Origin of the sequence: Nocardia testacea NBRC 100365, assembly GCF_000308775.1 — a bacterium.
In the GTDB taxonomy this organism is placed as follows: domain Bacteria; phylum Actinomycetota; class Actinomycetes; order Mycobacteriales; family Mycobacteriaceae; genus Nocardia; species Nocardia testacea.
Genome location: NZ_BAGJ01000131.1, coordinates 24,291 through 50,274 on the forward strand (window position 1 = coordinate 24,291; position 25,984 = coordinate 50,274).

At 68.9% G+C, this 25,984-nt stretch carries 27 protein-coding genes; 10 read left to right on the plus strand and 17 right to left on the minus strand.

Features of this window, described 5'->3' with window-relative positions; translation table 11 throughout:
- Window positions 1-65 precede the first annotated feature (65 nt).
- Together nrdH and ON38_RS18335 are read right to left on the minus strand one after the other, a co-directional pair.
- The gene (gene nrdH / locus ON38_RS18330; RefSeq protein WP_039826068.1) at window positions 66-296 is read right to left on the minus strand and encodes a glutaredoxin-like protein NrdH; all 231 of its coding nucleotides are present in this window, start codon (window positions 294-296) and stop codon (window positions 66-68) included.
- Window positions 297-831: 535 nt separating this feature from the next.
- Complete coding sequence (locus tag ON38_RS18335) at window positions 832-1,401, minus strand: NAD(P)H-dependent oxidoreductase (protein WP_039826069.1); 570 nt, start codon at window positions 1,399-1,401, stop codon at window positions 832-834.
- A gap of 196 nt (window positions 1,402-1,597) precedes the next feature.
- On the opposite strand from ON38_RS18335, the gene ON38_RS18340 reads away from it, so the two are divergent.
- A complete protein-coding gene (locus ON38_RS18340; protein WP_373281231.1) occupies window positions 1,598-2,221 on the plus strand; it encodes a TetR/AcrR family transcriptional regulator in 624 nt (207 codons plus the stop codon).
- An 11-nt stretch (window positions 2,222-2,232) separates the two neighbouring features.
- Window positions 2,233-3,057 carry an NAD(+) synthase gene (gene nadE, locus ON38_RS18345; RefSeq protein WP_039826070.1) on the plus strand — a complete coding sequence of 275 codons (825 nt, stop codon included), beginning with the start codon at window positions 2,233-2,235 and terminating at the stop codon, window positions 3,055-3,057.
- A 170-nt stretch (window positions 3,058-3,227) separates the two neighbouring features.
- Here the strand turns inward: nadE and ON38_RS18350 are convergent, their stop codons facing one another.
- Entirely contained in the window at window positions 3,228-3,470 is a 243-nt protein-coding gene (locus ON38_RS18350) for a MoaD/ThiS family protein (protein WP_039826071.1), read from the minus strand.
- Complete coding sequence (gene moaA / locus ON38_RS18355) at window positions 3,463-4,521, minus strand: GTP 3',8-cyclase MoaA (protein WP_039826072.1); 1,059 nt, start codon at window positions 4,519-4,521, stop codon at window positions 3,463-3,465. Before moaA ends, ON38_RS18350 begins: the two co-directional genes overlap by 8 nt.
- A gap of 134 nt (window positions 4,522-4,655) precedes the next feature.
- Here moaA and ON38_RS18360 point away from each other — a divergent pair, with 134 nt between their 5' ends.
- Genes ON38_RS18360 through ON38_RS18370 form a run of 3 tightly spaced genes read left to right on the plus strand, consistent with a single transcriptional unit; the run spans window position 4,656 to window position 7,418 of the window.
- Window positions 4,656-5,879 carry a molybdopterin molybdotransferase MoeA gene (locus ON38_RS18360; RefSeq protein WP_039826074.1) on the plus strand — a complete coding sequence of 408 codons (1,224 nt, stop codon included), beginning with the start codon at window positions 4,656-4,658 and terminating at the stop codon, window positions 5,877-5,879.
- The gene (gene moaCB, locus ON38_RS18365) at window positions 5,876-6,955 is read left to right on the plus strand and encodes a bifunctional molybdenum cofactor biosynthesis protein MoaC/MoaB (RefSeq protein WP_051164934.1); all 1,080 of its coding nucleotides are present in this window, start codon (window positions 5,876-5,878) and stop codon (window positions 6,953-6,955) included. Before ON38_RS18360 ends, moaCB begins: the two co-directional genes overlap by 4 nt.
- Window positions 6,948-7,418, plus strand: coding sequence for a molybdenum cofactor biosynthesis protein MoaE (locus ON38_RS18370; protein WP_083872782.1), 471 nt, complete (start codon window positions 6,948-6,950; stop codon window positions 7,416-7,418). Before moaCB ends, ON38_RS18370 begins: the two co-directional genes overlap by 8 nt.
- Here the strand turns inward: ON38_RS18370 and ON38_RS18375 are convergent.
- A complete protein-coding gene (locus ON38_RS18375; RefSeq protein WP_085995441.1) occupies window positions 7,370-8,476 on the minus strand; it encodes a CobW family GTP-binding protein in 1,107 nt (368 codons plus the stop codon). The two genes, ON38_RS18370 and ON38_RS18375, sit on opposite strands and share 49 nt — an antisense overlap.
- Before the next feature lie 265 nt (window positions 8,477-8,741).
- Here ON38_RS18375 and ON38_RS18380 point away from each other — a divergent pair, with 265 nt between their 5' ends.
- Window positions 8,742-9,110: an Rv1352/Rv1906c domain-containing protein gene (locus ON38_RS18380; protein WP_039826075.1), complete on the plus strand. Its 369-nt coding sequence runs from the start codon at window positions 8,742-8,744 to the stop codon at window positions 9,108-9,110.
- Window positions 9,111-9,192: 82 nt separating this feature from the next.
- Here ON38_RS18380 and ON38_RS18385 read toward each other — a convergent pair whose 3' ends face one another.
- The 6 genes from ON38_RS18385 to ON38_RS18410 all read right to left on the minus strand — a co-directional run bounded on the left by ON38_RS18385 (window position 9,193) and on the right by ON38_RS18410 (window position 16,248).
- Window positions 9,193-9,654, minus strand: a complete 462-nt coding sequence (locus ON38_RS18385; protein WP_083872784.1) for a PaaI family thioesterase — start codon at window positions 9,652-9,654, stop codon at window positions 9,193-9,195.
- Between the two features lie 24 nt (window positions 9,655-9,678).
- Window positions 9,679-10,956 carry an MFS transporter gene (locus ON38_RS18390; RefSeq protein ID WP_085995442.1) on the minus strand — a complete coding sequence of 426 codons (1,278 nt, stop codon included), beginning with the start codon at window positions 10,954-10,956 and terminating at the stop codon, window positions 9,679-9,681.
- Window positions 10,957-11,293: 337 nt separating this feature from the next.
- Window positions 11,294-13,081, minus strand: a complete 1,788-nt coding sequence (locus tag ON38_RS18395; protein WP_051164936.1) for a GMC family oxidoreductase N-terminal domain-containing protein — start codon at window positions 13,079-13,081, stop codon at window positions 11,294-11,296.
- A 99-nt stretch (window positions 13,082-13,180) separates the two neighbouring features.
- The gene (locus ON38_RS18400) at window positions 13,181-14,833 is read right to left on the minus strand and encodes an alkaline phosphatase D family protein (RefSeq protein ID WP_039826076.1); all 1,653 of its coding nucleotides are present in this window, start codon (window positions 14,831-14,833) and stop codon (window positions 13,181-13,183) included.
- Between the two features lie 84 nt (window positions 14,834-14,917).
- Window positions 14,918-15,643, minus strand: coding sequence for an LppU/SCO3897 family protein (locus ON38_RS36120; protein ID WP_051164937.1), 726 nt, complete (start codon window positions 15,641-15,643; stop codon window positions 14,918-14,920).
- A complete protein-coding gene (locus ON38_RS18410; RefSeq protein ID WP_039826077.1) occupies window positions 15,640-16,248 on the minus strand; it encodes a DUF8020 domain-containing protein in 609 nt (202 codons plus the stop codon). The genes ON38_RS36120 and ON38_RS18410 overlap by 4 nt, the downstream gene beginning before the upstream one ends.
- A gap of 488 nt (window positions 16,249-16,736) precedes the next feature.
- Here ON38_RS18410 and ON38_RS18415 point away from each other — a divergent pair, with 488 nt between their 5' ends.
- Entirely contained in the window at window positions 16,737-17,141 is a 405-nt protein-coding gene (locus ON38_RS18415; RefSeq protein WP_039826078.1) for a hypothetical protein, read from the plus strand.
- Between the two features lie 137 nt (window positions 17,142-17,278).
- Complete coding sequence (locus ON38_RS18420) at window positions 17,279-18,142, plus strand: SDR family oxidoreductase (RefSeq protein ID WP_039826079.1); 864 nt, start codon at window positions 17,279-17,281, stop codon at window positions 18,140-18,142.
- A gap of 130 nt (window positions 18,143-18,272) precedes the next feature.
- On the opposite strand, the gene ON38_RS18425 is transcribed toward ON38_RS18420, so the two are convergent.
- The 5 genes from ON38_RS18425 to ON38_RS18445 all read right to left on the minus strand — a co-directional run bounded on the left by ON38_RS18425 (window position 18,273) and on the right by ON38_RS18445 (window position 24,491).
- Window positions 18,273-18,878, minus strand: a complete 606-nt coding sequence (locus ON38_RS18425) for a TetR/AcrR family transcriptional regulator (protein WP_039826100.1) — start codon at window positions 18,876-18,878, stop codon at window positions 18,273-18,275.
- A 559-nt stretch (window positions 18,879-19,437) separates the two neighbouring features.
- The gene (locus ON38_RS18430) at window positions 19,438-20,211 is read right to left on the minus strand and encodes a PaaI family thioesterase (RefSeq protein WP_039826080.1); all 774 of its coding nucleotides are present in this window, start codon (window positions 20,209-20,211) and stop codon (window positions 19,438-19,440) included.
- Between the two features lie 126 nt (window positions 20,212-20,337).
- A complete protein-coding gene (locus ON38_RS18435) occupies window positions 20,338-21,564 on the minus strand; it encodes an acyl-CoA dehydrogenase family protein (protein ID WP_373281232.1) in 1,227 nt (408 codons plus the stop codon).
- Window positions 21,565-21,742: 178 nt separating this feature from the next.
- A complete protein-coding gene (locus ON38_RS18440) occupies window positions 21,743-23,026 on the minus strand; it encodes a cytochrome P450 family protein (protein WP_051164943.1) in 1,284 nt (427 codons plus the stop codon).
- A gap of 292 nt (window positions 23,027-23,318) precedes the next feature.
- Complete coding sequence (locus ON38_RS18445; RefSeq protein WP_039826083.1) at window positions 23,319-24,491, minus strand: aminoglycoside phosphotransferase family protein; 1,173 nt, start codon at window positions 24,489-24,491, stop codon at window positions 23,319-23,321.
- Window positions 24,492-24,776: 285 nt separating this feature from the next.
- On the opposite strand from ON38_RS18445, the gene ON38_RS18450 reads away from it, so the two are divergent.
- Window positions 24,777-24,980, plus strand: a complete 204-nt coding sequence (locus ON38_RS18450; RefSeq protein WP_039826084.1) for a FitA-like ribbon-helix-helix domain-containing protein — start codon at window positions 24,777-24,779, stop codon at window positions 24,978-24,980.
- A gap of 28 nt (window positions 24,981-25,008) precedes the next feature.
- Here the strand turns inward: ON38_RS18450 and ON38_RS18455 are convergent, their stop codons facing one another.
- Window positions 25,009-25,620 (minus strand): TetR/AcrR family transcriptional regulator, encoded by a 612-nt coding sequence (locus ON38_RS18455; protein WP_039826085.1) that lies wholly within the window; start codon window positions 25,618-25,620, stop codon window positions 25,009-25,011.
- A gap of 67 nt (window positions 25,621-25,687) precedes the next feature.
- Here ON38_RS18455 and ON38_RS18460 point away from each other — a divergent pair.
- On the plus strand, window positions 25,688-25,984 hold a 297-nt coding region (locus ON38_RS18460; RefSeq protein ID WP_039826086.1), incomplete at its 3' end, for an AhpC/TSA family protein.

Sequence of the window (25,984 nt, forward strand, 5' to 3'; positions counted from 1 at the left end):
CTGCCGCCTGCGGGCCTGACACACTCGGGCTGTGTCCATCGGGCCCGAGCGCGGGCCCGACACACTCAGGCGGCGACGGTGGCCAGCGCCTTGATCCGGTCGGGCCGGAAACCGGACCAGTGCTCGTCACCGGAGACGACGACGGGGGCCTGCAGGTAACCGAGGGCCATCACGTAGTCGCGCGCATCGGCATCGGTGGAGATATCGACGACCTCGTATTCCACCCCGGCCTTGTCGAGGGCCTTGTAGGTGGCGTTGCACTGCACGCACGCGGGCTTGGTGTACACGGTGATCATTCGAGTCCCTCTCTCCTGTGCCTATGTGCGGTGTTCGCGGTCCTTCGTGGTGACGGTCCGCCGCCCTCCGGGCCGAGCTCACCGCATGCCTGATCCCAGCCGGTGACCCGTCTGTGCTGCGCGGTGTGTCGGCACGATCGGATGATCTGCGCAAACTCCGAGGACCGACCCTGAAACGCCACGTCCGGGCCGGTTCCACCCGGTGTCAGCGGGCCGATAGCGCCGCCGCCTCCAGGCATCGATGACACTACACCTAGTGGCCGACAGAAAGAAACAACACGAGATGTTGCGAGTCACAACCATGTGATTTCACCGCTGTAAGCCGCAGGACAGCAACTCGACACGCCGTATTCACCGTGGTCCAGATCACAAATCGGCCGGGCCAGTTCTCTTTCAGCAAACGCAGGAGATTACGCCTGTCACACCAGTCGCTCCGGGCCCAGCAGGCCCTCGAGTCCCGGAGAAAACCGACCGATCGGAAACGCGAGGGCCGCCCCGTCGGACGACGGGGCGGCCCTCGCGATGCGCCGGGGAATCAGGCGGGGACGAGCTCCCCACTGGCCGCGGCGACCAGAACCTTGACCGACTCGGTCAGCTCGCGCTGCGCCTCGGCGTCCTCGCGCGGATGACCGGCGGCGAAACGCTCACCCCAGGTGGCGTAGTGCAGGTGGGCTTCCTCGACGATCTTCCCGCCCGCGATACCCACCGACTTGACCGCGTCGGCGTGCGCCCACCGGGCGGCGTTGGGGCTGATCGAACCGCTGAGCACGGCAACCGGCTTACCACTGATCGCGCCCGCGCCGTAGGGCCGCGACAGCCAATCGATCGCATTCTTCAGTACCGCCGGCAGGGTGCCGTTATATTCCGGGGTGACCAACAGCAGACCGTCGCTCGCCGCGACCGCGTCGCGCAGCGCTTGGGCGGCGGCCGGTACCGAACCCGCGATATCGATATCTTCGTTGTAGAACGGGATATCGCCGATACCTTCGTAGATGGAGACCTCGGCGCCCGCGGGCGCGGTGGAGGCCGCCGCCTCGGCGATCAGCCGACTGACCGAGGCGCCGCGAAGGCTGCCTACGAGGGCGACGATACGGGTCTGGCTCATGTTCACTCCTGCGGTACTAGTTGTGTGACGATCGCACTGCCCAGGTTAACCGGACCACGGTCCGCTACATTCCTCCGGAGGGACACCCAGCGCCGTGAACTACGACACACTCAGTCCGGATTCCGCGGAATCCGGACCCCGGGGTGAACCGCGACGAGCCCCGGCTCCGGTGCCCGCCGAGCCGCTCGCAATACGGGTGCGGCCGCCAGAACGGGTGGGTCCCGAACTGCCCGGGACGGCCGAACCCGCCGAACGCGCCGACGCCGCGCGCAACCGGCGCCGGCTGCTCGACGCCGCACAGGAACTCGTCCGCGACCACGGCGTGGACGCGCTCACCATGGACGAGCTGGCCAAACGGGCCGGGGTCGGCAAGGGCACGGTGTTCCGGCGCTTCGGCAATCGGACCGGCCTGATGTACGCGCTGCTGGACCACTCCGAAACCCAGGCCCAGGAGGCGTTCATCTTCGGGCCGCCGCCGCTGGGGCCGGGCGCGCCGCCGGTGGAGCGACTCGTCGCGTTCGGGCGGGCCCGGCTGCTCGATCTCGAAGTGGCGGGCGAACTGCACCGGGCTGCCGAACTCGGTTCCTCCGACGACCATTTCGGCAGCCGGCCCTACCTCGTGCTGAAAACCCATGTGACGATGCTGCTGCGCGAGGCGGGCACCCCGGGCGACCTCGGGCTGCTGGCCGACTCCCTGCTGGCCGGGCTCGGCGCCGCGCTGGTCCTGCACCAGCTGCGCACGCTCGGTTACACGCGTGAGCAGATCGGCGACAGCTGGGAAGCCCTTGTTCGTCGCGTAGCCGGACGGGCCGAGCAGTAGAGTGATCCGGCATGGGAAACCTGCGTGAACAGATCATCTCCGAACTGGGTGTGCTGCCGAACATCGAACCGAAGGACGAGGTTCGGCGCCGCATCGATTTCCTGAAGGACTATCTGCGCGCCACACCGGCAAAAGGTTTCGTGCTCGGTATCAGCGGAGGGCAGGACAGCGCCCTCGCCGGACGGCTGTGCCAGCTGGCCGTCGAGGAGCTGCGCGCCGAAGGCCACGAGGTCCGATTCGTCGCCGTGCGGCTACCCTACGGCGTCCAATCCGACGAGGCCGACGCCCGTGTCGCCATGACCTTCGTCGACCCCGACGAATCGGTGGTGGTCAATGTCCGGCCGGGTGCCAACGCCGTGGCGGCGGAGGTGGCTTCGGCCCTCGAGGTCGGCAAACTACGGGATTTCGTGCGCGGCAATATCAAGGCCCGCGAGCGGATGGTGATCCAGTACGCCATCGCCGGTCAGGAGAACCTGCTGGTGATCGGCACCGATCATGCCGCCGAAGCGGTCACCGGGTTCTTCACCAAATACGGTGACGGCGGCGTGGACGTGACCCCGCTGACCGGTCTGACCAAACGTCAGGGTGCCGCGCTGCTCGAGGAACTGGGCGCGCCCGCCCGCCTGTCGTCCAAGGTGCCGACCGCGGATCTGGAGGACGACCGCCCGGCGCTGCCCGACGAGGAAGCACTCGGCCTGCGCTACAGCGAGATCGACGACTACCTCGAGGGCAAGGACGTCACCGACGAGGTCGCCGAGCGCATCGAGACGATCTTCCGCACCACCCGGCACAAGCGCACGGTTCCGGTCACTCCGCTCGACGACTGGTGGCGCTGAGCGCCGGGCCACAGCGAAACCGCGGACGCCGTCCGGATGCGAGCGGGTGATCTCCGGGGCAGCCAGCAAGACGCCCCGAGCCGGTGATCCCGCGTTCTCGTCCGGGACCAGGCGACCGGCCGTCGCGCGAACCCGCGGCGCCCCGGAACGGAGCCGTCGAACCGCGCGGATCAGCCGCCGGCGAAGGGCGGCATGACATCGACCCGGGTTGTCAGTGTCGCGGTGCCGTCGCGGGTGAGTTCGTCGCCGATCAGATACGCGCAGACGCCCAGCATCTTGTCCAGGTCCGCGCCGTAGGTCTCGGTGAGCCGGGAACGCAGGTCTGCGATCGTGGCGCCGGCGGGCAGGTCCAGGGTCTCGGTGTCCTTGCCGACCGCGTCGGCCACGGCGGCGAAGTAGCGGACCTCAACCACCTATTGCTCCCATCGTGCGTTCCGGGGGGATGAAATCCTCGGCATCGATACCGTGGCCGGCCCATTTCTGCCACATCGCGCCGCGCCACAGCTGCGCCAGTTCCGCATCGCTCGCCCCGGCGCGCAGACTCGCGCGCAAATCGAACTCCTGATCACTGAACAGGCAGGACCGCAGCATACCGTCGGCGGTCAGCCGGGTGCGGTCACAGGTATCGCAGAACTTGCGGGTCACCGAGGCGATGATGCCGACGGTCGCGGGCCCCCCGTCGACCAGCCAGGTCTCCGCGGGGGCGGCCGGATCGTCACGGCCGACGGCGGTGAGCCGGAAGCGGGCGCCGAGCACCTCCAGCAGTTCGGCGGCGGTCACCATTTCGGCCCGCGCCCATTCATGGTCGGCGTCCAACGGCATCTCCTCGATGAACCGCAGTTCACACCCTTCGTCCAGGCACCAGCGCAGCAGGTCCGTGGCGCCGTGCAGGGTCTGCCGCATGAGCACCGCGTTCACCTTCACCGGCGCCAGTCCGGCCGCGACGGCGGCACGGATACCCGAGGTCGCCGATTCCAGCCGGTCGCGGCGGGTCAGCCGGGCGAAATCGGCCCGATCAACGGTATCGAGGGAGATATTGACCCGGCTCAGCCCGGCGGCGGCCAGTGCGGCGGCGCGATGCCGCAGCCCGACCCCGTTGGAGGTCATGGCCAGCGGCACCTCGGGTACCGCCGCATGACAACCGGCCACGATCTCCTCCAGATCGCGGCGCATCAGGGGTTCGCCGCCGGTGAACCGCACCTCGCGCACACCCAGTTCGCGGACGGCGAGTGTGACCAGGCGGACGATCTCGGACGCGGTGAGCAATTCCGCGGGCGGAATGGCCGGCAGTCCCTCCTCGGGCATGCAGTAGGTGCAGCGCAGCGAGCACTTCTCCGTGATGGACACCCTCAGGTCCCGTGCGATCCGGCCGAACCGATCCAGTAGCAGCGGCGTATCCGGACGTCCATCGAGAGAGGGGCGCCCGGACCGCACGGTGGGAATCCCCATTTCGACCAGCGTCACGCCTCCATTATGTACGCCGGGCCCGCCTCGATAGCGAGCCTCGGCGGTATCCGCCGATATCGAGCGCCCGTCCCGGCCCGTCACCCCGGGCGGTGACGGGCCGCGACCGGCCGGTGCGCTACTAGGCTGAGCCTATGATTTCTCGGCCCGCCAGCCGTCCGGTCCGGTCGCCGGACGACTACCGCGACACCATCGAACAGCTGTTGCGGCCGCTGGCCGCCCGGCCGGTGGAGTACGTCCCGGTGTCCGAGGCGCTCGGCCGCCTGCTGGCCCGCGATCAGCACGCGCCGATCGATCTGCCCGTTTTCCGTAACTCCGCCATGGACGGCTACGCCGTCCGGTCACAGGATGTGGCGGTGACCCCGGTGACCCTGCCGCTCACCGGCGTGATCGCCGCCGGCGATACCGGCGACGAGCCGCTGACGCCGGGGACCGCGCGCAAGGTGATGACCGGAGCGCCGCTTCCGGCCGGCGCCGACTGCGTGGTCCCGGTGGAGGACACGACCGCCGACGAGCACTCGGTACAGATCACCCGCGGCCGCTCGGCCACCGAATTCGTCCGGGAGCCGGGCAGCGATATCCGCGCCGGCGCCGAACTGGTCCCGGCCGCGACCCTGCTCGCCCCGCGTCATATCGCGGCGCTGGCCGCGGCGGGGGTGGGCTCTGTTCCGGTGTTCGCCCCGGTGCGGGCGGTCGTCATCAGCACCGGCAGTGAACTGGCGCCCGCCGGAGCCGTACTGCGACCGGGACAGATCTACAACTCCAACGGCATCGCGCTGGCGGCCGCGCTCACCGCCAACGGTGTCGCGGTGGCCGGTGTCGAGCACAGCGGCGACGAACCGGCGGAGTTCCGGCAACTGCTGCACGCCGCGACCACCGCCGCCGATCTGGTGATCACCACGGGCGGGGTTTCCAAGGGGGACTTCGAAGTCGTCCGGGAGGTCCTCATCCCGCTCGGGGGCGAGTTCGGCTCGGTGGCCATGCAACCGGGCGGCCCCCAGGGTCTCACCGTCGTCGACGGGGTGCCGGTGCTGAGCTTTCCGGGGAACCCGGTGAGCGCGGTGGTGTCGTTCGAGGTGCTGGCCCGGCCGATCCTGCGGCACCTCTCCGGACTGGGACCCGTGCCGGAATACGAACTTCCGCTGCTGGGGGCGGTGCGCCGGTCACCCGAGGGCCGCCGGCAGTTCCTGCGCGGGCGGCTCGTCCGCAAGGGGACGCGGCCGCACGCCGTGGAGGTGGTCTCCGGCCCCGGTTCCCATCTCGTCGCCAGTATGGCGGCGGCCGATGTGCTGATCGATATTCCGGCCGCGGTGACCGAACTCCCGTCCGGCGCGACTGTGCGAGTGTGGACGCTATGAGCGAGTTGTCACATGTGGATGCCGAAGGCCGCGCCCGCATGGTGGATGTGAGCGCCAAGGCCGATACCGCGCGGATCGCCGTCGCGGGCGGCGAGCTGCGCACCACCGCCGAGGTGGTGGCACTGGTCCGCGCCGACGATATGCCGAAGGCCGATGTCCTCGCGACCGCCCGGCTGGCCGGGATCGCGGGCGCCAAGAAGACCGCCGAACTGATCCCGCTGTGCCATCAGCTCGCGTTGTCCTCGGTGAAGGTCGAATTCGGCTTCACCGACTCCACCATCACCATCGAGGCCACGGCCAAGACCACCGGCCCCACCGGGGTGGAGATGGAAGCGCTGACGGCGGTGGCGGTGGCCGGACTCACCCTGCACGACATGGTGAAAGCGGTCGACCCGGCCGCGGAGCTCAACGGCGTACGCCTGCTCAGCAAAGAGGGTGGCAAACGCGGCCACTGGACTCGCCCGCGGCCACCGGCCGAAACCGGCGCCACCCAGCGACCGGTGCCGCGCGCCGAACCTCGAACACATGCGGCCGGCCCGCGCAGCGATATCAGCGGCACCGCTGCGGTGCTGGTGGCCTCCACCGGCGCGGCCGCCGGAACCCGGACCGACACCACCGGGCCGCGGCTGGTGTCCTGGCTGCGCGATCTCGGTTACACCGTGCGCGGGCCTCTCGTCTACGCCGACGCCGATATCGCCGACGGTCTGGCCGACGCGCTGCGCACCGCCCCCGACCTGGTGGTGACCACCGGCGGTACCGGCGCCTCCCCCACCGACCACACCCCGGAGGCGACCGCGGCCCTGCTGGACCGTGAGCTGCCCGGGGTCGCCGAGGCGATCCGGCAGCGCGGTACGGCGAAATTCCCGCTCGCGGCGCTCAGCCGCGGCGTCGCGGGTCTGGCCGGTCGCTCGGTGGTGGTCAACCTGCCCGGTTCTCCGGGTGGGGTGAAAGACGGTATCGCAGTACTGGAACCGCTGCTCACGCATCTGCTCGCGCAGGTGGCCGGCGGCGGCGCGCACGAGAACGACAGCGCGCCGAAGGATACGAATATCGGAAATGAGAGCGCACATGCCTGACCTGTCCACCGGAACCGCCGGCCGCGAACACTTCGCCGCGGCCGGCGGAGTGCGGCTCGCCGAGATCAGCGATCAGCCCTTGGATCCCGCGGTGGTCGACGTCGCCGTCCGCGGACCGCACCACGGGGCGGTGGTGCTGTTCACCGGCGTCGTCCGCGATCACGACGGCGGGCAGGCGGTCTCGGCGCTGGAGTACTCGGCGCATCCGGACGCGGTCCGCTTCCTGCGCGAATGCTGCGCCGCGGTGGCCGAATCGAGCGGTCTGCCGGTGGCGGCCGTGCACCGTGTCGGCGACCTGGTGGTGGGTGATCTGGCGATCGTGACGGCGGTGGCCGCGCCGCATCGCGCCGAGGCCTTCGCGGCCTGCTCGACGCTGGTGGACCGGATCAAACACGAAGTGCCGATCTGGAAACGTCAGCTGTTCGCCGACGGGCTCTCCGAATGGGTCAACGCCTGCGGGTAGTCGTCCTCGGCCGCCTCCCGCGCGATATCGGGGACGTAGCGCCAGACCGCGAGCATCTCCTGATCGTCCACATCGCCGGGGCCGCGGTGCACGGTCGCGCGCAGCTGTTCCAGCACCGCGTCGGTATCGAGATCGGTGCCGATGAGCACCAGTTCGGTCCCGGCGCCGCGGGTGGCCCGGTCGACCGTCTCCAGGGTGATCGCGCGACCGACCAGGTGCAGCAAGAACCGGCCGGGGCCCGGTGCGGCGAAGGTGACGAAACCTTTCGCGCGGAACAGCCCGGCGGGCGGTTTCTCCAGGAAATCGACGAGCCGGCGCGGATGCAGCGCCGCGGTCTCGGTGAACACCACACTGGTGTACTCGTCGTGCAGATGCCTGTGGTCGCCGTCGGACTCGTCGTGCGCGTGTTCGTCGCGCAGGAGTTCGTCGAGGCTCAGTTGCTCGCCGACGCGCGGTTCAGCGCGGCGGCGCGGATCGAACAGCAGCCCGGGATCGATTCGCCCGTGTGTGGTCGCGTATACCGGTGCGCCCTCGGTCAGTTCCGTGATCTCGGCCCGTAGCTCGGCCAATTGCCCCGCCTCGATCCGGTCGGCCTTGTTGAGTACGACCAGATCGGCCAGGCGCAGATGGCTCGCCAGTTCCGGATGCCGCGCCCGGCTCCCGGCGAACTCCCCCGCGTCCACCACTTCGAGCAGACCGCCGTAGCGAATCCGGGAGTTCTCGCTCCCCACCACCATGCGCACCAGATTGCGCGGTTCGGCCAGACCGCTGGCCTCCACGACGATCACATCGATACCGGCGCGGGGATCGGTCAGCCGGGTGAACAGCTCGTCGAGCTCGGAGACGTCCACCGCGCAGCACACACAGCCGTTGCCCAGCGACACCATGGCGTCGACCTGGCCCGCCACCAGCATCGCGTCGATGTTCACGGCGCCGAAATCATTGACCACCACCCCGATCCGGGTGCCCCGGTTGTTGCGCAACAGATCATTGAGCAGGGTGGTCTTTCCGGCACCGAGGAATCCGGCCACGATCACCACGGGTATACGCTCAGCCACCGGGCAATAGTATTGGCGTGCCTTCGGCGCGCGGGGCCGAGGCCCCCTCGGTCCCGTCGTTCAGGTCTCGGGACTCGCGCTTCGCACATGCAATGTGCGATCGGCCCTCCGCGGAATGCCGGCAATTGCGAGCCCGCGGATACTTCCGCGATTCTCCGGAAATATCGCGATTCTCCGAAACTGGTAGCGCGACTCTGGTAGACGTGCCGGGGAGATCGGGAGGATCTCACCGAATCGAGAAACAGCGAAATACCGAGGAGAACGAATGCGTGCAGGCACGTTTCTGATCGCCGGTGCGGTGTTGTCGGCGGCGACCGTGCTGGGCGGCGGTATCGCGGCGGCCGAGCCCGCGGATCACATATCGCGCGACGGTGTCTACCGGGTGGGCGTGGATATCCGGCCCGGAACGTGGGAATCGTCCGGCCCCGCCGATCCGGCCCGCAGCTGCGACTGGCGGCGACTGCGGTTGATCGAGGGCGACAACACGGATATGAGCTACATCATCGAGAACAACTACACGAAACTCGGCCCGATCCGGGTCACCGTGAAACCGACCGACGCGGGTTTCAAGACCGAGAACTGCGGGCCCTGGCGGATGGTCCCCCCGACACCGACCGGTTCGGCCGGCGGCTGACCCCCGGAGCGGCCGCGCGGCCCGGCTCCCCCGCTGCAGGGAGGCCGGGCCGGTACTGCTCCGAGTCGCTATCGCGACCCCGTCACTGGTGGGCGCGCAACTGATACAGCCCTTCGGTTTCCGCGACGATCACACCGTCGGCATCGCTGAGCACCGCCCGCAGCGTGAAGTCCGCTTTACCGTTGGCCGCGGCTTCGGCCGCGATCCGGTCGATCTCGGCGTCGTCCAGGGTCGCCTGGGCGCGGACCGCCGTGGTCGCCGGTTTCCGGAACACGATCCGCAGATCTTTCACCAGCGGGTAGAACCGGACGGTGTCGAAGCTGGCCACCGCGATGGCCCCGCCCAGGATCTCACCCACCGTGAACAGCACCCCGGCGTACATGACACCGAAATGATTGCCGTTGCCCTCCACGGGCACCGTGGCGGCGGCATACCCGCGGCGCACCTCTTCGGCGTGCACCCCCATCCGGTGGGCCACCGGGATGGTTTGTTCCAGCGCCGAGTTCACGACTTCGGCGATGGGCGGGTTGCGGACATCACTCATAACAGGGTCGGCCCTTTCGATGGGTCAGGCGACGATTTCTTTTTCTTCCGGGGCCGGCGGCTCGGGTTCGGCGGCATCGGGCACCTCGGTGCCGCGCAGCGACGTTCCGGCGGTCTCCCGCAGGAAATACCATGCCACCAGACCGATCAGCGCGGCGGCCACCATATAGATCGCGGGGAACAGGCTCCATCCGGTGGCCTCGATCACCGCCTCGTTCACCAGCGGCGCGGTACCGCCGAACGCGGCCGTGGACACGTTGTAGGCCAGGGCGAACCCGGCGTAGCGCACATGGGTCGGGAAGATGGCCGGGAAGGTCGCGCTGATCGTGGACAGCTGCGGGACGTAGAGCAGGCCGAGCACGACGAAGCCCACGATCGCCCAGCCGGTGCCCACACCCATCAGCCAGTACATCGGCACGGCCAGCACCGCCAGGCCGACCAGCGAGAACAACCACAGCGGCCGCCGGCCGGTCCGGTCGGACAGCCGGCCGAAGAACGGGACGCACGCCATCATCGCCACCTGGCCGATGAGCATCATGGCGGTGGTGGTGGACTCGCCCAGGCCGATGGTGTTCTGCAGGTAGGTCGGCTGGTAGGTGAGCAGGGTGTAGTTCGCCACGTTCAGCGCGATGACCAGCCCGGAGAGGGTGAGCAACTCGCGCTTGTAGGTGGTGATCAGCACCCGCAGTCCGCCTTCGGGATGCTCCTGTTCGTTGACCTCGGTGAACACCGGCGACTCGTCGAGCTTGGTCCGCAGATACCAGCCGATCGCGCCCAGCGGAATGGCGATCAGGAACGGGATACGCCAGCCCCAGTCGTGCATGGCGTCCGAACCGAGGATCAGCTGGCACAGCAGCACGACCGCGGAACCGCCGACGAAACCGCCGAGCGTGCCGAACTCGAGGAAGCTGCCGAAAAACCCGCGTTTCTTGTCGCTCGCGCATTCGGCCAGGTAGGTGGCCGCCCCGCCGTACTCACCGCCGGTCGAGAAACCCTGCACCACGCGGAGCAGGATCAGCAGGATGGGGGCGAGCACTCCGACCTGGCCGTGGGTCGGCAGTACCCCGATCAGGCCGGTGGCGGCCGCCATCAGCAGGATGGTGGTGGCCAGCACCACCTTGCGGCCCACCCGGTCACCCAGCGGACCCCAGACCATGCCGCCGACCGGCCGCAGCACGAAGGAGATGGCGAAACCGAGCATGGTGCCGAGGGTGCCGAGTTCCCCGGGAAAGAATGCGTCGGTGAGGTAGGTAGCGGTGGCGGCGTAGACGCCGTAGTCGAACCATTCGGTGGCGTTGCCCATTGCCGAGGCCGCCACCGACCTCTTCAGTTGTGGTGGTTCGACCTGTGCTGGTTGCGACTGCTGGTCCGTCACGGTCAGTCCTCTCCGGCGCATGCGTCCGTGTCGGCCCGGCCGACCCATGACGTCGCGCTCGCCGGCGACCGGGTTCCGGCGAGTATCGACCTCAATCCGTTACCCGGGATTTTTCCTGGGTAAACGCTCACAGCACCGGACCGGCACCACCGGGCACCTCTCATCAGCTACTTACCAGCGTATGTGAAGGCGCTCACACCTGCGGCGAAACCGGCCCCGGACACGCCCGCGAGGCCCCGCCCGCGGCCCGGCGTTCCCCGGTCGCTCAGCGTGACTCCTCGCCGCCGACAGCGGCGGGATCGGGCCGGTGATTCACCTCGATCAGCGGCAACCGCAGCGCCGCCGGCGCCGACGCCGGCACCACCGGGGACACCGGCGCGACCGGCGCGACCCGCCGATAGGGCGCACCGAGCGGCGGCCGCGGATCGGCCTCGCCCTTGTTCGGCCACATCGCCACCGCGCGCTCGGACTGCGCGGTGATGGTGAGAGAGGGGTTGACGCCGAGGTTGGCCGAAATGGTCGACCCATCGATCACATGCAGTCCCGGATAACCGAAAAGCCGCTGGTAGGGATCCACGACACCGGTCTCCGGGCTCTCCCCGATCACGCAGCCGCCGATGAAATGGCCGGTCATCGGGATATTGAACACACTGCTGGTGGCACCGCCGGCGATACCGTCGATCTTGTCGGCGACCCGGCGGCCCACCTCGTGGCCGGCCGGAATCCAGGTCGGGTTGGGGGCGCCCTCACCCTGCCGGGTGGTCATCCTGCGTCCGAACAGCCCGCGTTTGGTGTAGGTGGTGATCGAATTGTCCACCGACTGCATCACCAGCAGACCGATCATCTGTTCCGACCAGCCGCGCGGGTTGTGCAGATGCGGCAGGTCGCGGCGGTTGCGCCAGATCTCGCGCAGCCACAACCGGCGTTTGGACACACCCGGTTCCTCGTCGACCATGACGCTGCCCATCAGCGAGATGACATTGCTGCCCTTGCCGTAGCGCACCGGTTCGATATGGGTGTCGTGATCGGGGTGGATCGAGGAGGTGATCGCCACCCCCTTGGTGAAATCACTGTTCTTGTCCCGGCTGCGGATCGCGAGCAGCTCCTCGGAATTGGTCCGGGACAGGAAGCCCAGCCGACCGGAGATATCGGGCAGTGACCCGGAGTCGCGCAGTTTGTGCAGTAACCGCTGCGTGCCCAGGGAGGCCGCGGAGAAGATCACCTGTTCGGCGGTGAAGGTGGCGCGTTTCTTGCGCAGCCAGCGCCCGGTCGTCACCGTCGTCACCGTGTAGCCGCCATCGGGCAGCGGTTTCACATCGGTGACGGTGCGCAGGGCGTGCACCGTGGCACCGGCCTGTTCGGCCAGGTACAGATAGTTCTTGACCAGGGTGTTCTTGGCGTTGTGCCGGCAACCCGTCATACATTCGCCGCAGTGGGTGCAGGTGCGGCGCGCGGGCCCGGCGCCCCCGAAATACGGGTCCGGCACATCTTCGCCGGGCCGGCTCCCGGGACCACCGAAGAAGACGCCGACCGGCGTGCGCTGATAGGAATCGGCGACGCCCATCTCCTCGGCGACCTCCAGGAAGACCCGGTCGGTCGGCGTGGTCGCCGGATTGGTGGTCACGCCCAACATACGTTTGGCCTGGTCGTAGTAGGGCGTGAGCTCGTCTTTCCAGTCCGTGATACCCGCCCACCGGCCGTCGCGGAAGAACTTCTCCGGCGGTTCGTAGAGGGTATTGGCGTAGACGAGGGAGCCACCGCCGACGCCCGCCCCGGCCATGATCAGGGTGTTCTTCAGCAGCGCGAGCCGCTGGATACCGAAGCAGCCGAGATACGGTGCCCACAGGTACTGCCGGGCACGCCAGGAGGTTTTCGCGAATTCGTCGTCGGCGAAGCGGCGGCCGGCTTCGAGAACGCCGACCCGGTACCCCTTCTCGGTCAACCGCAGGGCGCTGACGCTGCCCCCGAATCCGGAGCCGATGACGAGGACGTCGTAGTCGAAGGTCTGGCCGGGCCCGGCGCCGGTGCCGGTGCTCGTTGCGGTACTGGACATCTTTCCGAGACTATGGCCTGGGTCACCGTCGGGGGCACACACCCGCGGACAGGAAATCGGTACTTTCGGCCAACCTGTCCGCGTGTGGCCACGTCCCGCTCAACGGCCCGCTTCGGCCGCGGGGGCCGGAGCGGACACCGCGGCCTCGGGTACGGCCGTTCCGGGGTCCCAGGCGGCCTGCGCACCGGGCCTGCCGTGCTCGACGACGTAGGTCGCCCGGGTACCGATCGGTGCCCCCGGCCGGCCGACATAGGGCACCACCCGATAGTCGCTGCGCCACAGCCGCTCGTCGACCTCCACCCGGACGTAACCACGCTGACCGTTGAAGAATTTCATATCGGGATTGGCGGCCAGCAGCGTCCGGCCCCGCGGTGGCAGGTCGGCGCCGTCGCGTCCGGTGGTGATCGAGGTGCCGGTGAACTCGGTGGCCACGACCGGGGATCGCGGGTCGCGGTAGTTCCCGCGCAGATCGACCACGTAGTTCTCGTGCCGATCACCGGTGAGCACCACCAGATTGCCCCGCCCGCGTGCCGCCGCGGCGGCGAGCACCGCGTCACGATCGGCGACATAACCGTCCCAGGCGTCGGTGCCCACCGCGACCGCCGGACCGGGGTCGTAGTCGGATTGCGCCATCGCGACCTGATTGCCGAGGATCTGCCAGCGAGCGGGGGACCGCGTGAGACCGTCGAGCAACCAATCGCGTTGCGACGCACCCAGGATCGTGCGGTGGGCCGCGAAGCGCTCCGGGCAGTCGATCACCAGGTTTCCACCGTCACCGCAGACCAGCGACGTCCGGTACTGCCGTGTATCGAGCATGGTGAGGTCGGCGAGATCGCCGAAGGCGTAACGACGGTGCATCCGGACGTAGGGACCGGCGGGTAGTTGATCGATACGCAGCGGCAGGTGTTCGTACATGGCCCGGAACGCGGCCGCGCGCCGCCGGCGGAACAGCGCGGGCAGCAGACGGATATCGATCCCGGCGCCCGGATCGGAACCGGCCCAGTTGTTGTCGATCTCGTGATCGTCGAAGGTGCAGATCCACGGGAAGGCGGCATGCGCGGCCCGCAGTTCGGGTTCGGCCTTGTACTGCGCGTACCGCAGCCGGTAACCGGTGAGGTCGACGGCCTCGGCGCGCAATGTCTCCGGGATCGACAGGCCCGCGCGGCCGCGGGCCCATTCCTTCTCGTAGATGTAATCACCCAGGTGCACCACGAAATCGAGGTCTTCGTCGCACAGATGCCGATAGGCGGTGTAGTAGCCGGAACTCCAGTGCTGGCAGGAGGCGAAGGCGAAGCGCAGCCGCGCCACCCGCGCAGCCGCGGCGGGCGCGGTGCGGGTGCGGCCCACCGGGGAGATGACCGCGCCGGCGCGGAAACGGTAGTAGTACCAGCGATCCGGTGCCAGCCCCCGGACCTCGGGGTGCACACTGTGCGCCAGTTCCCGGGTGGCCACCGCACTACCGCGCGCGGCGATACGGCGGAAATGCTCGTCCTCGGCGACCTCGTACTCGACGGTGACCGGCGCCCGGGCGGTGCCACCGAGCGCGTCGGGCGCGAACGGGTCCGGTGCCAGCCGAGTCCACAGTACGACCCCGTCGGGCAGCGGATCCCCGGACGCGACACCCAGGGTGAAGGGATCACCGAGCCATCGCGGCGCCCGGTACGGCGCGCTGCTCGCGAGACCCGCTCCGGCCAGCAGCGCGGCCACTCCGGCGGTGCCCGCCTGCAGTAACCGACGTCGGGACAGAGCCATGAATCAGCTTAACCCGGTCCGGACCGCCGGATTCGACCCGGCGTGGTCCGGCCGCCCGCTCCGCTCCGGGCGGCCGGAACCGGTCTATCGATCGCCGATACAGACCACGAACCGGCGTTCGTCGTAGACGAACCCGCGGTCGGCCGACGGGCAGGCGTTCACGTTCACCGTGTCCGGCAGGATGCTGATCACCTGCACCCCGCCCGGCCCGCATTCCGTGCGCTGCGGCTGGTCGCCCGAGACATCCACACAGCTGCCGACCACCCAGTCGATATCGAGGCACAGGGTCGTCTCGCCGATGGTGTGACTGGAGTCGGCGTCCGAGGGACACGCGGTCCCCGCGGGGCCGGCACCGGACACCTTGTAACGGGATTCCGGACTACCGCAGGAGGCCTTGGTGACCTCCTTCTCACCGAGTGCGCTCAGGCACTCCCCGGCCGCCACCTCGACCTTCGGCGGGGCCTGTTTGGCCTCTTTGTTGGCCGAACCGGCGATACCGACCGCGGAGGGGGTGGTGGTCGGCGCGACCGTGGTCGGCACCAGCACCGACGGCGGGGCCACCGGGGCGGGCGAGGTCTCGGTCGCGCCGGTGGCGGTCGTCGTCTCGGCGGCGGTCGGGGCGGCGAGATCCTCGGTCGTATCGTCGCCGCCGGCGGTGGCCAGCAATGCGGCCACGCCGATGCCCAGCACGATCGAGGTCACCACCGCCGCGATGGCGATCGCGGCGGCGGTGGCACCGACCCGGGCGCGTTTGTCCTGCGGCGAGAGCGGCGGATTCCCGCCGTCCTCCTCGTGGCCCGGCTGGGTCACGGTTCGCCGCGCAGCACGGCCATCACCGCGTCGACGAACGGCTGTCCGCCGGTGATGTAACCGCCGGCCACCGCACCCACGACCAGGCCGATCGGACCGGTGATGATGCTGAGGAACCCGAGCCCGACGAGCGCGCCGAGCAGACCGCCGAGCACCGCGCCCACCGCGACGCCGACGACGTTCTCCTGCAGTTCGGTGGTCAGCCGGGCCATCGAGCTGACCGGCCGCATCTCGCCGATGTTCTCGGCGGTGACCGTCGGGGTCAGCTCGAGGGTGGTCCCGTCGGCACTGATCTCGTGGGCCACCGCCATCTCGCTACCGGAGATCTCGTACTGCAGCGGCACTTCGGCCACCACCGCACCGCTGCCTGCCTTGAGTACCGCCTTGGCGCCGTCCGGCGTCAGTTCGAACCGCCCGTCCTGGACTTCGGTGGTGATCGTCTGGGTCTTCTGGTCGACGCTGGTCTCGTAGGCGACGCCCTGGTCGACGCCCTCGCTCTTGATCTCCGGAGCCGGTGCCGCGGGTTCGGCGTGCACCACGCCGGCGGAAATCCCTACAGCGGCAACGGACAGAAGTGCGGTTGCGGCGAAAGTGCCGAACTTCATTACGTTCAATTCCTTCTCACGTGAACCGACCCTGGGCCGGGCGGCTGCGATTTCATTCGCGCACAGGACCATACCGATATTCGGAGGTGGAGTGCATATCAGGAATAAAATGGAATATTCATCCTTTAAATTGCCGTGCAATAACCGGAAGGTTCGGCGGGAATTCCGCAATACTCGCCTCGTACAACGGTTATGCGACTTCGCGATATCACCGTGACACCAGCGCCGGTCCCGTCAGCATTCCGATGGCAATCGCCCGAAGGCCACAACTTCTACGCTCCGTTATTCAGCGGAGGTCCTCCGGGCGTTACACGGCCGCCGGAATGTGCCGGTCGCCGGGGTGGATGGCCGGGCCCGGCGAGCGTCCACAAGCTCAACCGGAACTACTTCGTGACCGCCGGGGACTGTGCCGCGTGGCCCCGGAGTGCTGCACTACTCACAGGACGCTCCACCGTGTACCCCACCGTCGATACGACCGGAGGCACACCATGACGACCGCCGCATACCCGCTTCTCGCCACCTGCGCCCTCGCCGCCGCGACCGTGTTCGGACCCGCGCCCGGCGCCTCGGCCGCGGTGTCGAACGTGAGCCTCTCCGGAGGTTTCGGTCTCGGCTTCCTCCAGTACGGGACCGGCTGTACCTACACCGTCACGGTCCGCGGGGACGGCGTGGACGCACTGGAGGACCGGGTGGACGGGCAGCCCGGCGGCGGCACCTTCGGGCCGATCGAGCAGGCGGGACCAGGCACGTTCACCGCCGATTGGGCCCCGACGGTCTCCGGGCGGCATGTGGTGTCGGCCGATGGCGCGGCCACCGAGGTGAACGTGCAGAAGGGTCACGATTTCGGCCTCGTCTGCCTCACCCTCCCCGAGTACCTGCACCTGCCCGGCTGACCGGCCGTCGCGAGCCGGGCGATCGATCGTCCTCGCCACCCGGATCACTCCAGACCGCTTGACAGACTCCGTACTTTTGACAGACTCCGTCGAATGGCTCCGCGACGGCAGTCCCGGGCCGGACGAAGGGATTTCGGATGGGTGTCTACGCGGTCACGGGAGCGGCGTCGGGGATGGGCAGGGCGGTCGCCGACAAACTGACCGCCGAGGGCCACCGCGTGATCGGGGTGGACATCCAGGAGACCGATATCGTCGCCGACCTCGCCACCGCGGCGGGCCGGCGCGACGCGACAGCCGCGGTACTGCGTGCCGCGGACGGCCGGCTCGACGGCGCCGTACTGGCGGCCGGGCTGGGCCCGGTACCGGATCCCGCCCGGTTGCCGGTGATCGCCGCGGTGAACTATCTCGGCACGGTCGAACTCCTGGAGGGCTGGCGCCCCGCCCTCGCGGCGACCGGATCCGCACGGGTCGTCGCCTTCGGCAGCAATTCGACCACCACCGTTCCGGCGGTGCCGCGCCGGACGGTGGCGGCGTTCCTGGCCGGTGATACCGAACGCGCCGTCCGGACGGTGCGGATCTTCGGCAAGCGGGCAGCGCCGTTCGTGTACGCGGCCTCCAAGATCGCGGTCAGCCGCTGGGTCCGCCGCCACGCCGTGCGGCCGGAATGGGCCGGGGCGGGCATCCGGCTCAATGTCATCGCGCCCGGCGCGATCCTCACCCCGCTGCTCGAACGCCAGCTGGCCTCCCCCACCGAGGCCAAGGCGGTCAACGCGTTCCCGGTCCCCACCGGTGGCTTCGGCAGCCCGGAACACATCGCCGACTGGGTCGCCATGATGCTGTCACCGTCGGCCGAATTCCTTTGCGGTAGCGTTATTTTCGTCGACGGCGGCACCGACGCCTATTTCCGCCCGGACGATTGGCCGCGCGCGGTGCCGCTGCGCCGCGTCGTCGGATACCTGCGCCGGTTCCGCGGTTTCTCCGCGACCCCGCGAGCGGAGTAACCACGGACTTCCCTGCCGGCAGCCCACCCCGTGGTAGTGCCGGTCAGGAGACGAGAACCCGGGAGCCGCGGTGCGCGTTTCGCAGCGACCGAGGTGCGGCTGCGCGGGACCGGCGCCGAGAGCCGCCAACTCATAGAGTGCCGGAATCCGTTGCACCGCCGTGCGTTTCGGGCAATTGCAGGGAGTTGCACCAGATCCGGTCGAGTGTTTCGAGCAGCGTGTCGAATTCGATCCGCTCACCCTCAACGAACACCAGATACGCCACCTTGCTCACCATGCTCGACAACGCCAGCGCCGTCACCCGCGCGTCCAACCGGGCCGGCACCAGACCGCGCTCCTGCAGGTCGCGGATCAATGCCGCATTGCGATCGATGAACGCCGAGGCCCGCTCGGCCCGCAGCGCGGCGAAATGCGGGTCCACCCGGGACACCTGCTCGAGCACGGCCATCAGCCGCGCGTTGCGTCGATAGGACCTCAGGTACTCCCGGTTGGCCGCGGCGATCCAGTCGCGCGGATCGTCGCTACCGGCCCGCGCCCGGACGTGTGGATGCAGCATCTCCTCCCGGACCTGCTCGACGACCGCGGCGAAGATTTCTTCCTTGCTGTCGAAATGGGTGTAGAACGACCCCGACGCCACCCCGGCGGTCCGGGTGATATCGCTGATCCGCGCGTCCACGAACCCGTCCGCTTCGAAGACCGTACGGGCCGCGGCGAGGAGCGCCGCACGGGTGCGGATCCCGCGGCGGCTCTTCGGGACGGGCCGGGCCGGACGGCCGGCCGGCGCGGGCTCGGGCGCAGCCGCGCCGCCGGTCCCCCCACCCCCGGATACGCCGGCGGCACCTCCACCGGGCTCCCCACTCGCCGATACACCCCTGTCATCCCCACCGGGCTCCCCCTCCACCGATGCACCCCGGTCACTCCCACCGGGCTCCCCACCCGCCGATACACCCCGGTCGCCCCTACCGGGCTGCCCCTCCGCAGATACGCCCCCGTCACCCCTACCGGGCTCCCCCTCCGCCGATACACCCCCGTCACCCCCACCCGGCTCCCTACCCGCGAACACGTTCCCGGCTCGCCCGTCGGTCCTACGGTCCGCGGATGTGTTCTCCTGCCGGGCGTTCACCGGTCGCTCACCGTCATAGCGGGTCGGCTGGAACGCAGAAGGCGGCGGACACGAACGAACTCCGACATCGCGGGCCGGCTGGAATACGGAAGTCGCCGGCGGCGGGCACGAACGAACTCGGGCATCGCGGGCCGGGCGAAGCGGCGGCCGCGGGCAGGCTCGGATATCGCACTCACGCCGGGAACAGGCGGCCCGTTGCCAGCGTGGTGATGCGGTCGGAGTTGCCGGTATCGCGCAGCGTCGCCCGGCCGACCTCGGCCCGCAGTGTCGCGTCGGCCACCACCGGCCCCACCCGCGCGGGTTGCAGGTACCGCAGCCCGAGTGTGCTCAGGGTGGCCCCGGGCGCCAACGACAGGATGGCCTCCTCCGCCGCGAGCGCGATCAGACCGCCGTTCACGGTCCGGGAAGCATTCAGGCCGTCGTCGGTGCGCGGCAGCACCGCGGTCCCGGGGGCGCGGCGCACACACCCCGCCCGTTCGGCGAGCGGCACCTCGAGCAGCCGGTCCGATACCGGCATATCGACGCTCAGCCCCGCGGGCAACCGCAGATCCGCGTCGGGCGAGACCATGAACGAGCCGCCGCCGAAGGCGAACGGTTCGCCGTCGACGGTCCATTCGACCTCCGCCACGAACACCGACCGCCCCGCTTTGATCTTGCGTCCCACCGCCCGGACCTCGCCGGACCCCGGCGCCGGCCGGTACAGGTGCACATCGAGTTCGAGGGTGACGGGTACCCGCGGTCCCAGGGTGAGCGCGGCGAGTAGTCCGGTCACCGTATCGGTCCAGGTGGCGAGCACCGAGGTACGCAGCCGCTCGGTACCGGGGACGTACATCTGCGGGGTGATCGTCGCCGCCCCGTGCAGTTCGTCGCCGGCCCGCGTGGTCGCGAAGCCCAGCTCCAGCAGAATGTGCCGCCGCCGCGGCGCGGTTCCGGTGTCGACCGTCATGGGTTGCCTCCTCCTGCCCGCCCGGGCCGTGCCGGGGCAACAGCCGGGCACCGACCGGACATTTCCAACGTATCGGGCGAGGAGCCGGAACGCCCGGGCTACGTTCCCGGGCCCGGGCCGGAACCACTAGCTGCCGGCGGCTTCGGCCGCGGCGCGGGCCTTGCCGAGTTCGGCCCGGGCGATCGTCAGCTTGTGCACCTCGTCGGGGCCGTCGGCGATCCGCAGCGTGCGCAGATGGGCGTACATACTCGCCAGCGGGAAATCCTCGGTCACGCCCGCCGCGCCGTACACCTGGATGGCGCGGTCGACGATCCGCAATGCCATCACCGGCGCGGCGATCTTGATCGCGGCGATCTCGGTGCGGGCCTCCTTGTTGCCGACCGTATCCATCATCCAGGCGGTTTTCAGAGTGAGCAGCCGCGCCTGTTCGATATCGATACGCGCCTCGGCGATCCAGTCCCGGATATTGGCCCGTTCGCTGACCTTGCGTCCGAAGGTCGTCCGGGAATCCGCCCGGGCGCACATGAGTTCCAGCGCGCGTTCGGCCATCCCGATCGCGCGCATGGCGTGGTGGATGCGGCCGGGCCCCAGCCGCGCCTGGCTGATCGCGAAACCCTCACCCTCACCCTTGAGCACGTCGGTGACCGGGACCCGCACATCGGTGAATTCGATCTCGGCGTGCCCCTCCCGATCGACATAACCGAATACCGGCAGATTGCGGACGACGGTGACCCCCGGCGCGTCGATCGGTACCACCATCATCGACTGCTGCCGGTGCTTGGGCGCGTCGGGGTCGGTTTTGCCCATCACGATGAGCACCTTGCAGTTCGCGTGCATGGCGTTGGAGGCGAACCATTTACGGCCGTTGAGCACGTACTCGTCGCCGTCGCGTTCCATCCGCATCTCCACATTGGTGGCATCGGAACTGGCGACCCCCGGCTCGGTCATCGCGAAGGCCGACCGGATGGTGCCGGCGAGCAGCGGTTCGAGCCAGCGCTGCTTGTGCTCCTCGGTACCGAAGAGGGTGAAGACCTCCATATTGCCGGTATCGGGCGCCGAACAGTTACACGCCTCGGGCGCCAGCGCCGGACTGCGGCCCATGATCTCGGCCAGCGGCGCGTACTCCAGGTTCGACAGGCCCGGGCCCCACTCCGGATGCGGATGGAAGAGATTCCACAATCCCCGGCGCTTGGCCTCGGCCTTGAGGTCCTCCAGGATCTGCGGGTGGTGATGCGGATCGCCCGCCGCGGCCATCTGCTCGGCATAGACCGGCTCGGCCGGATACACGCTGTCGTCCATGAACGCGAGCAGCGTGCGCCGATACTCCCGGGCACGCTCGGTCGAGGTGAACAGTTCCACGAGAACTCCGATCGTCGGGGCGCGGCTCGATGCCCACCCGACGGTAGCCCAAACTTGAATCCGGATTCAAGTACCTCGCCGCCCGCGGCCCGGCCCCTCGACGACGCGCACGAAACAGGGCCCGAACTCCGGTCGAGTTCGGACCCTGTCGTGAGATGGCCGGGCGCGGCGCTCAGGCGCGGACCGCGGGACGGACGGAGGTGTCCTCGTATCCCGGCAGCGGGGCCTGCGGCGGGAAGGTCACCGGCAGGCCCGCCAGCGATCGATGGAACGGGCCCGGGCGCCAGACCGGCTCGCCGTCGGGGAAGTCCGCGCGCATCTCCGGTACCGCGTCCAGCAGCTGATCGATGGCGCCCTCGGCGACCATATAGGCCAGCGATTGGGCGGGGCAGGCGTGCGGGCCCAGCCCCCACGCCAGATGGGCGCGGTTACCGGTCAGCTCCGAGGTGCGGATGGCGGGGTCGTTGTTGCAGGCCGCCATGCTGATCACCACCGGCTGGTGCGCGGGCAGCCACACATCGTCGAGCAGGATCGGCATCCGCGGATAGGTGATGAGCAGGTTCGCCAGCGGCGGGTCGTTGAACAGCACCTCGTCCAGGGCGTCCCGGGAGGTGAGATTGCCACCGAGGACGCTGCCGCCGAAACGTTCGTCGGTGAGGATCAGCAGCAGGGTGTTGACGATGAGATTGAGTTCGAATTCGATCCCGGTGCCGTACACCTGCGAGACGTGGTGGGAGACCTCCTCCTCGGTCAGCTCGACCGGATGCTGCAGCAGCACGGAGGTGATATCGCTGCCCGGATTCTCGCGTTTGAGCAGCACCAGGTTCATCAGGGCCTCGCCCAGCATCCGGCTGCCCGCTTCGGCGTCCACCCCCTCCAGCAGCGCGGCCGTCCCGGCCGCGACCTGCTGCCCGATCTCCGGCGGGCAGCCGAGCAGATAGTTGATCACCTGGAAGGCCAGCGGGAACACGTACTGCTGGATCAGCTCGGCCCGGCCGTCCTGGCAGAACGAGTTGATCAGCGGGCCCGCGATGTTCTCGACGACCGTGTGGATCGCGTACATATCCACTTCGTCCATGCTCGCGGTGATCGCCTGGCGATAGCGCACGAATTCCTGCCCGGCGCAACGGCTGGCCATCGGACGCCATTCCAGCAGCGGCAGAATCGGGCACTCGGCCGGAATATCCTTCTGCCAGACCCGGGGGTCGGCGGGGAAACGATCGGGGTCGTTGAGCACCCGCAGGGCGGTGTTGTAACCGATCACCAGGGTGGCGGGTACCCCGGGAGCGAGCTCCACCGGCGCCAATGAGCCGTACCGGGCCCGCATCTCGCGGTAGAACCGGTGCGGGTCGGCGGCGAATTCCGGCAGGTACAGCGGTATCCGCGGATCATCGGAATCGATCGGCGAACCGTGCACGTGGGCCTGTGCTTGTCTTCGGTAATCCGAGGTGGTCAAGAACGAACTCCATACCGTCCGGTTGCGGAGCCGATGGTTTTCCACCGGCCGATCCCGGTTCGAGGCTCCTCCTGCGGAAATCTCCTGACTCGAGCCGGAACCAGGCGATGGTACGACATGGTCACGAATTCCGAACGATTGTGAAACAAGTTGCACGCCCGTACTTTTCATCATTCGTTGGACTAGTCCGCATATTTTCGACCGGTCTGGTCCGAAGGAATTCATCGGGCGTTTCCGCCACCGCGACGCGGCCGGGCTCGGCGAATCCGAAGCCCGGCCGGCGCGACAGTTCTCAGACGCCGAGCGCGTCCAGGGATCGATTGTCGTCGATGGCCGAGGTGATCCGTCGCAAAAGTGTGAGGCAGGTCTCCTTCGATTGCATCTCCGGCTGATACGCGGCCCGGCCGATGGTGAACGCCCACGCCGCGTAGGCGAACATCGACTGCTGGCGGTAGATCAGCCACGCGGTCTCGAAATCGGGGGCCACACCGCCGGCCTCGGCCAGTTCCTCCAGATACGCCCGCAGCAGATCCTCGGCCCAGGCCCGGCGATCCTCCGGTTCGCAACCGGAATTGACCGTATAGGCGAAATCGTGCCCCCAGCCGCCGCGCATCACGACCTGCCAGTCCACATAACCCATCCGGCCCTCGGCGGTCCGGTAGGTCTGGCCGATATGCGGGTCGCCGTGCAGCAGGGTGTGCGGCAGTTCGGTCGTGGCCAGATCCACCGCACGCTCGACCCCCGCCCACAGCCGGTCCGCCTGCCCGTGCAAACTTTCCGGGACCACTTCGGCCGCCCGCTCCAGACCCACCGCGCAGCGGGTCTTCATATCGATGGCCGCGAGATAGGCCTGGAGCGCCTCGTTGGTGGTCTTGAGCACCTCGATGGCCGGATCCTCCCAGAATGTCCCGTGCAACCGCGCGAGATTGCGGACCAGATCCTCCATTTCGGTCCGCCCGATCGGGGCGGTCGGTTCACTGAACACCGCACCCCGGGTCACGGCGATGTCCTCCATCAGCGCGATGGACCGCCACGACGCCGGATCCGAGGCACCCCAGTAGCCCAGCGGGGCCTGGATCTCCAACTTGGGCCGGAAATCGCGGAAGAACCGTGTCTCGCCGTCGATCATCTTGCCGCCGCCGAGCAGGATGCGCTGACTGAGCGAGGTCGTGGTCTTGGCGAACAACGCCTCCGGTAGCCCGGCAGCCCGGCCCGCCTCGTTGTACTCCACCCGGATCGCCACCCTCGTGGAGGTGCCACTGCTGCCACCCGTGGTGTCGAAGGACACCACTTCGGCGCCGGGGGTGTCCCGGCAGAGCACCGCGGTCAGCCATTCGGCGGTGAGCGCGGCGCCGGACGCGGGCACATCATCGATGGCGCGGGCCCGGTGCCGGGTGATCTTCTCGCCGAGGATATGCCCGCCCACCGCGGCGAGCCGGCCGAGCAACCAGAGCTTGTGGTTCATTTCCGCCTCACTTTCCGGATGCGCGCGAAACAGCGCGCACCGTGCCGAACCGTCCGGTCCGGACTTTTTTCTTCGCACAGACGATTCCCGATTTTGCGCTACATTCGCTGTGCCGGAACAGCTTTCGGCCGAATACTTTACGTCGGGGTAGCGAATGGGCCCGGTCCGGCCCACGCCGAGTACACCACCGGGCATATATCAGAACGAGACGCCGCCGACACCGGGAGTTTGCCGGAACGCGAAATATAATCGGGTCACGACCACTGTCGACGAAAGACGCCCACCATGGTGACGCTATCTGTTCGACATGTACCGGACGCGGTGTATCGCGCCCTGCGGATCCGCGCGGACAATCACGGCCGCAGCGTCGAGGCAGAGGCCCTCGCCATTCTGGAGGAGGTCCTCACGCGTGCTCCCGCGCGAGTCCGCCTGGGGAAGGTCCTGGCCGGGGAGCACCCCGGAGGCGACTGGGACGAACCCGAGGAGTGACCGGCCCCCCGGGGCGCACTGCCGCGGATCAGCCGGCGGCCAGGCCGCGCAGCACGATATCGAGCCCGCGCCCGAATTCCTCGTCGGGCGCCACCGATCGGGCGTCCCGCGCGGTATCGACGAGGAACGGGAACTCCGCGGGCGAGAGTTCCGACATGGTGAGCGTGCCCGGCCCCGCCAGCCCCGCGTAGTACTCGTTCTGCAGGAACCCGAGCAGGAAGCCGATCAGCGTACGCTGCGCCACGACCCGGTCCACCCCGGTGAATCCGCCGTCGGTGAGTACCGCGAGCATGGCATCGATCAACCGCAAGGACCCTGTCGCCGCCTGACGATGGCGCAGCACCAGCGGTACCGCGGCAGGATGCTTCGCGACCGCGACGCGCAGCCGGTTCATCAGCACGCGAACCCGGTCGGTCCAGTGCGCCTCGGGAAGCACGAGATCGACGGACTCGAAAACGTGGTCGACGACGAGTATCTCCAGGGCCCGGCGGTCACTGACATACCGGTACAGGCCCATGGTGGCCATCCCGAGTTCCTTGGCGACCGCGCGCATGGTCAGCGCGGCCAATCCCTCCCGGTCGATCACCGCCAGGGCGGCGCCGACCAATTGGTCGTCGGTGAGCGAACGCGGCCTGGGCACGGATTGACAGCGTACTGGATACGCGCATACTGGAGATAAGCGTACGTTGTACTCCAAAGGAGAGATCATGCACCCGCCCGATCCGGTACCCGCCCGCACACTCACCACCGTCACCGGCGCGGACGCCCCCGTCCCCCACTCCGATGACCTGGTCCACCTACAGTTCCGGCGTTTCGCCGGCTGCCCGGTCTGCAATCTGCACCTGCGTTCGATCGTGACCCGGCTGTCCGATATCCGGGCCGCCGGAATCCGGGAGGTGATCGTCTTCCACTCCACCGCCACCGAATTGCGCAAGTACACCGCCGATCTGCCCCTGGACGTAGTCGCCGACCCGGGCCGGGCGCTCTACCGCGAGTTCGGGGTG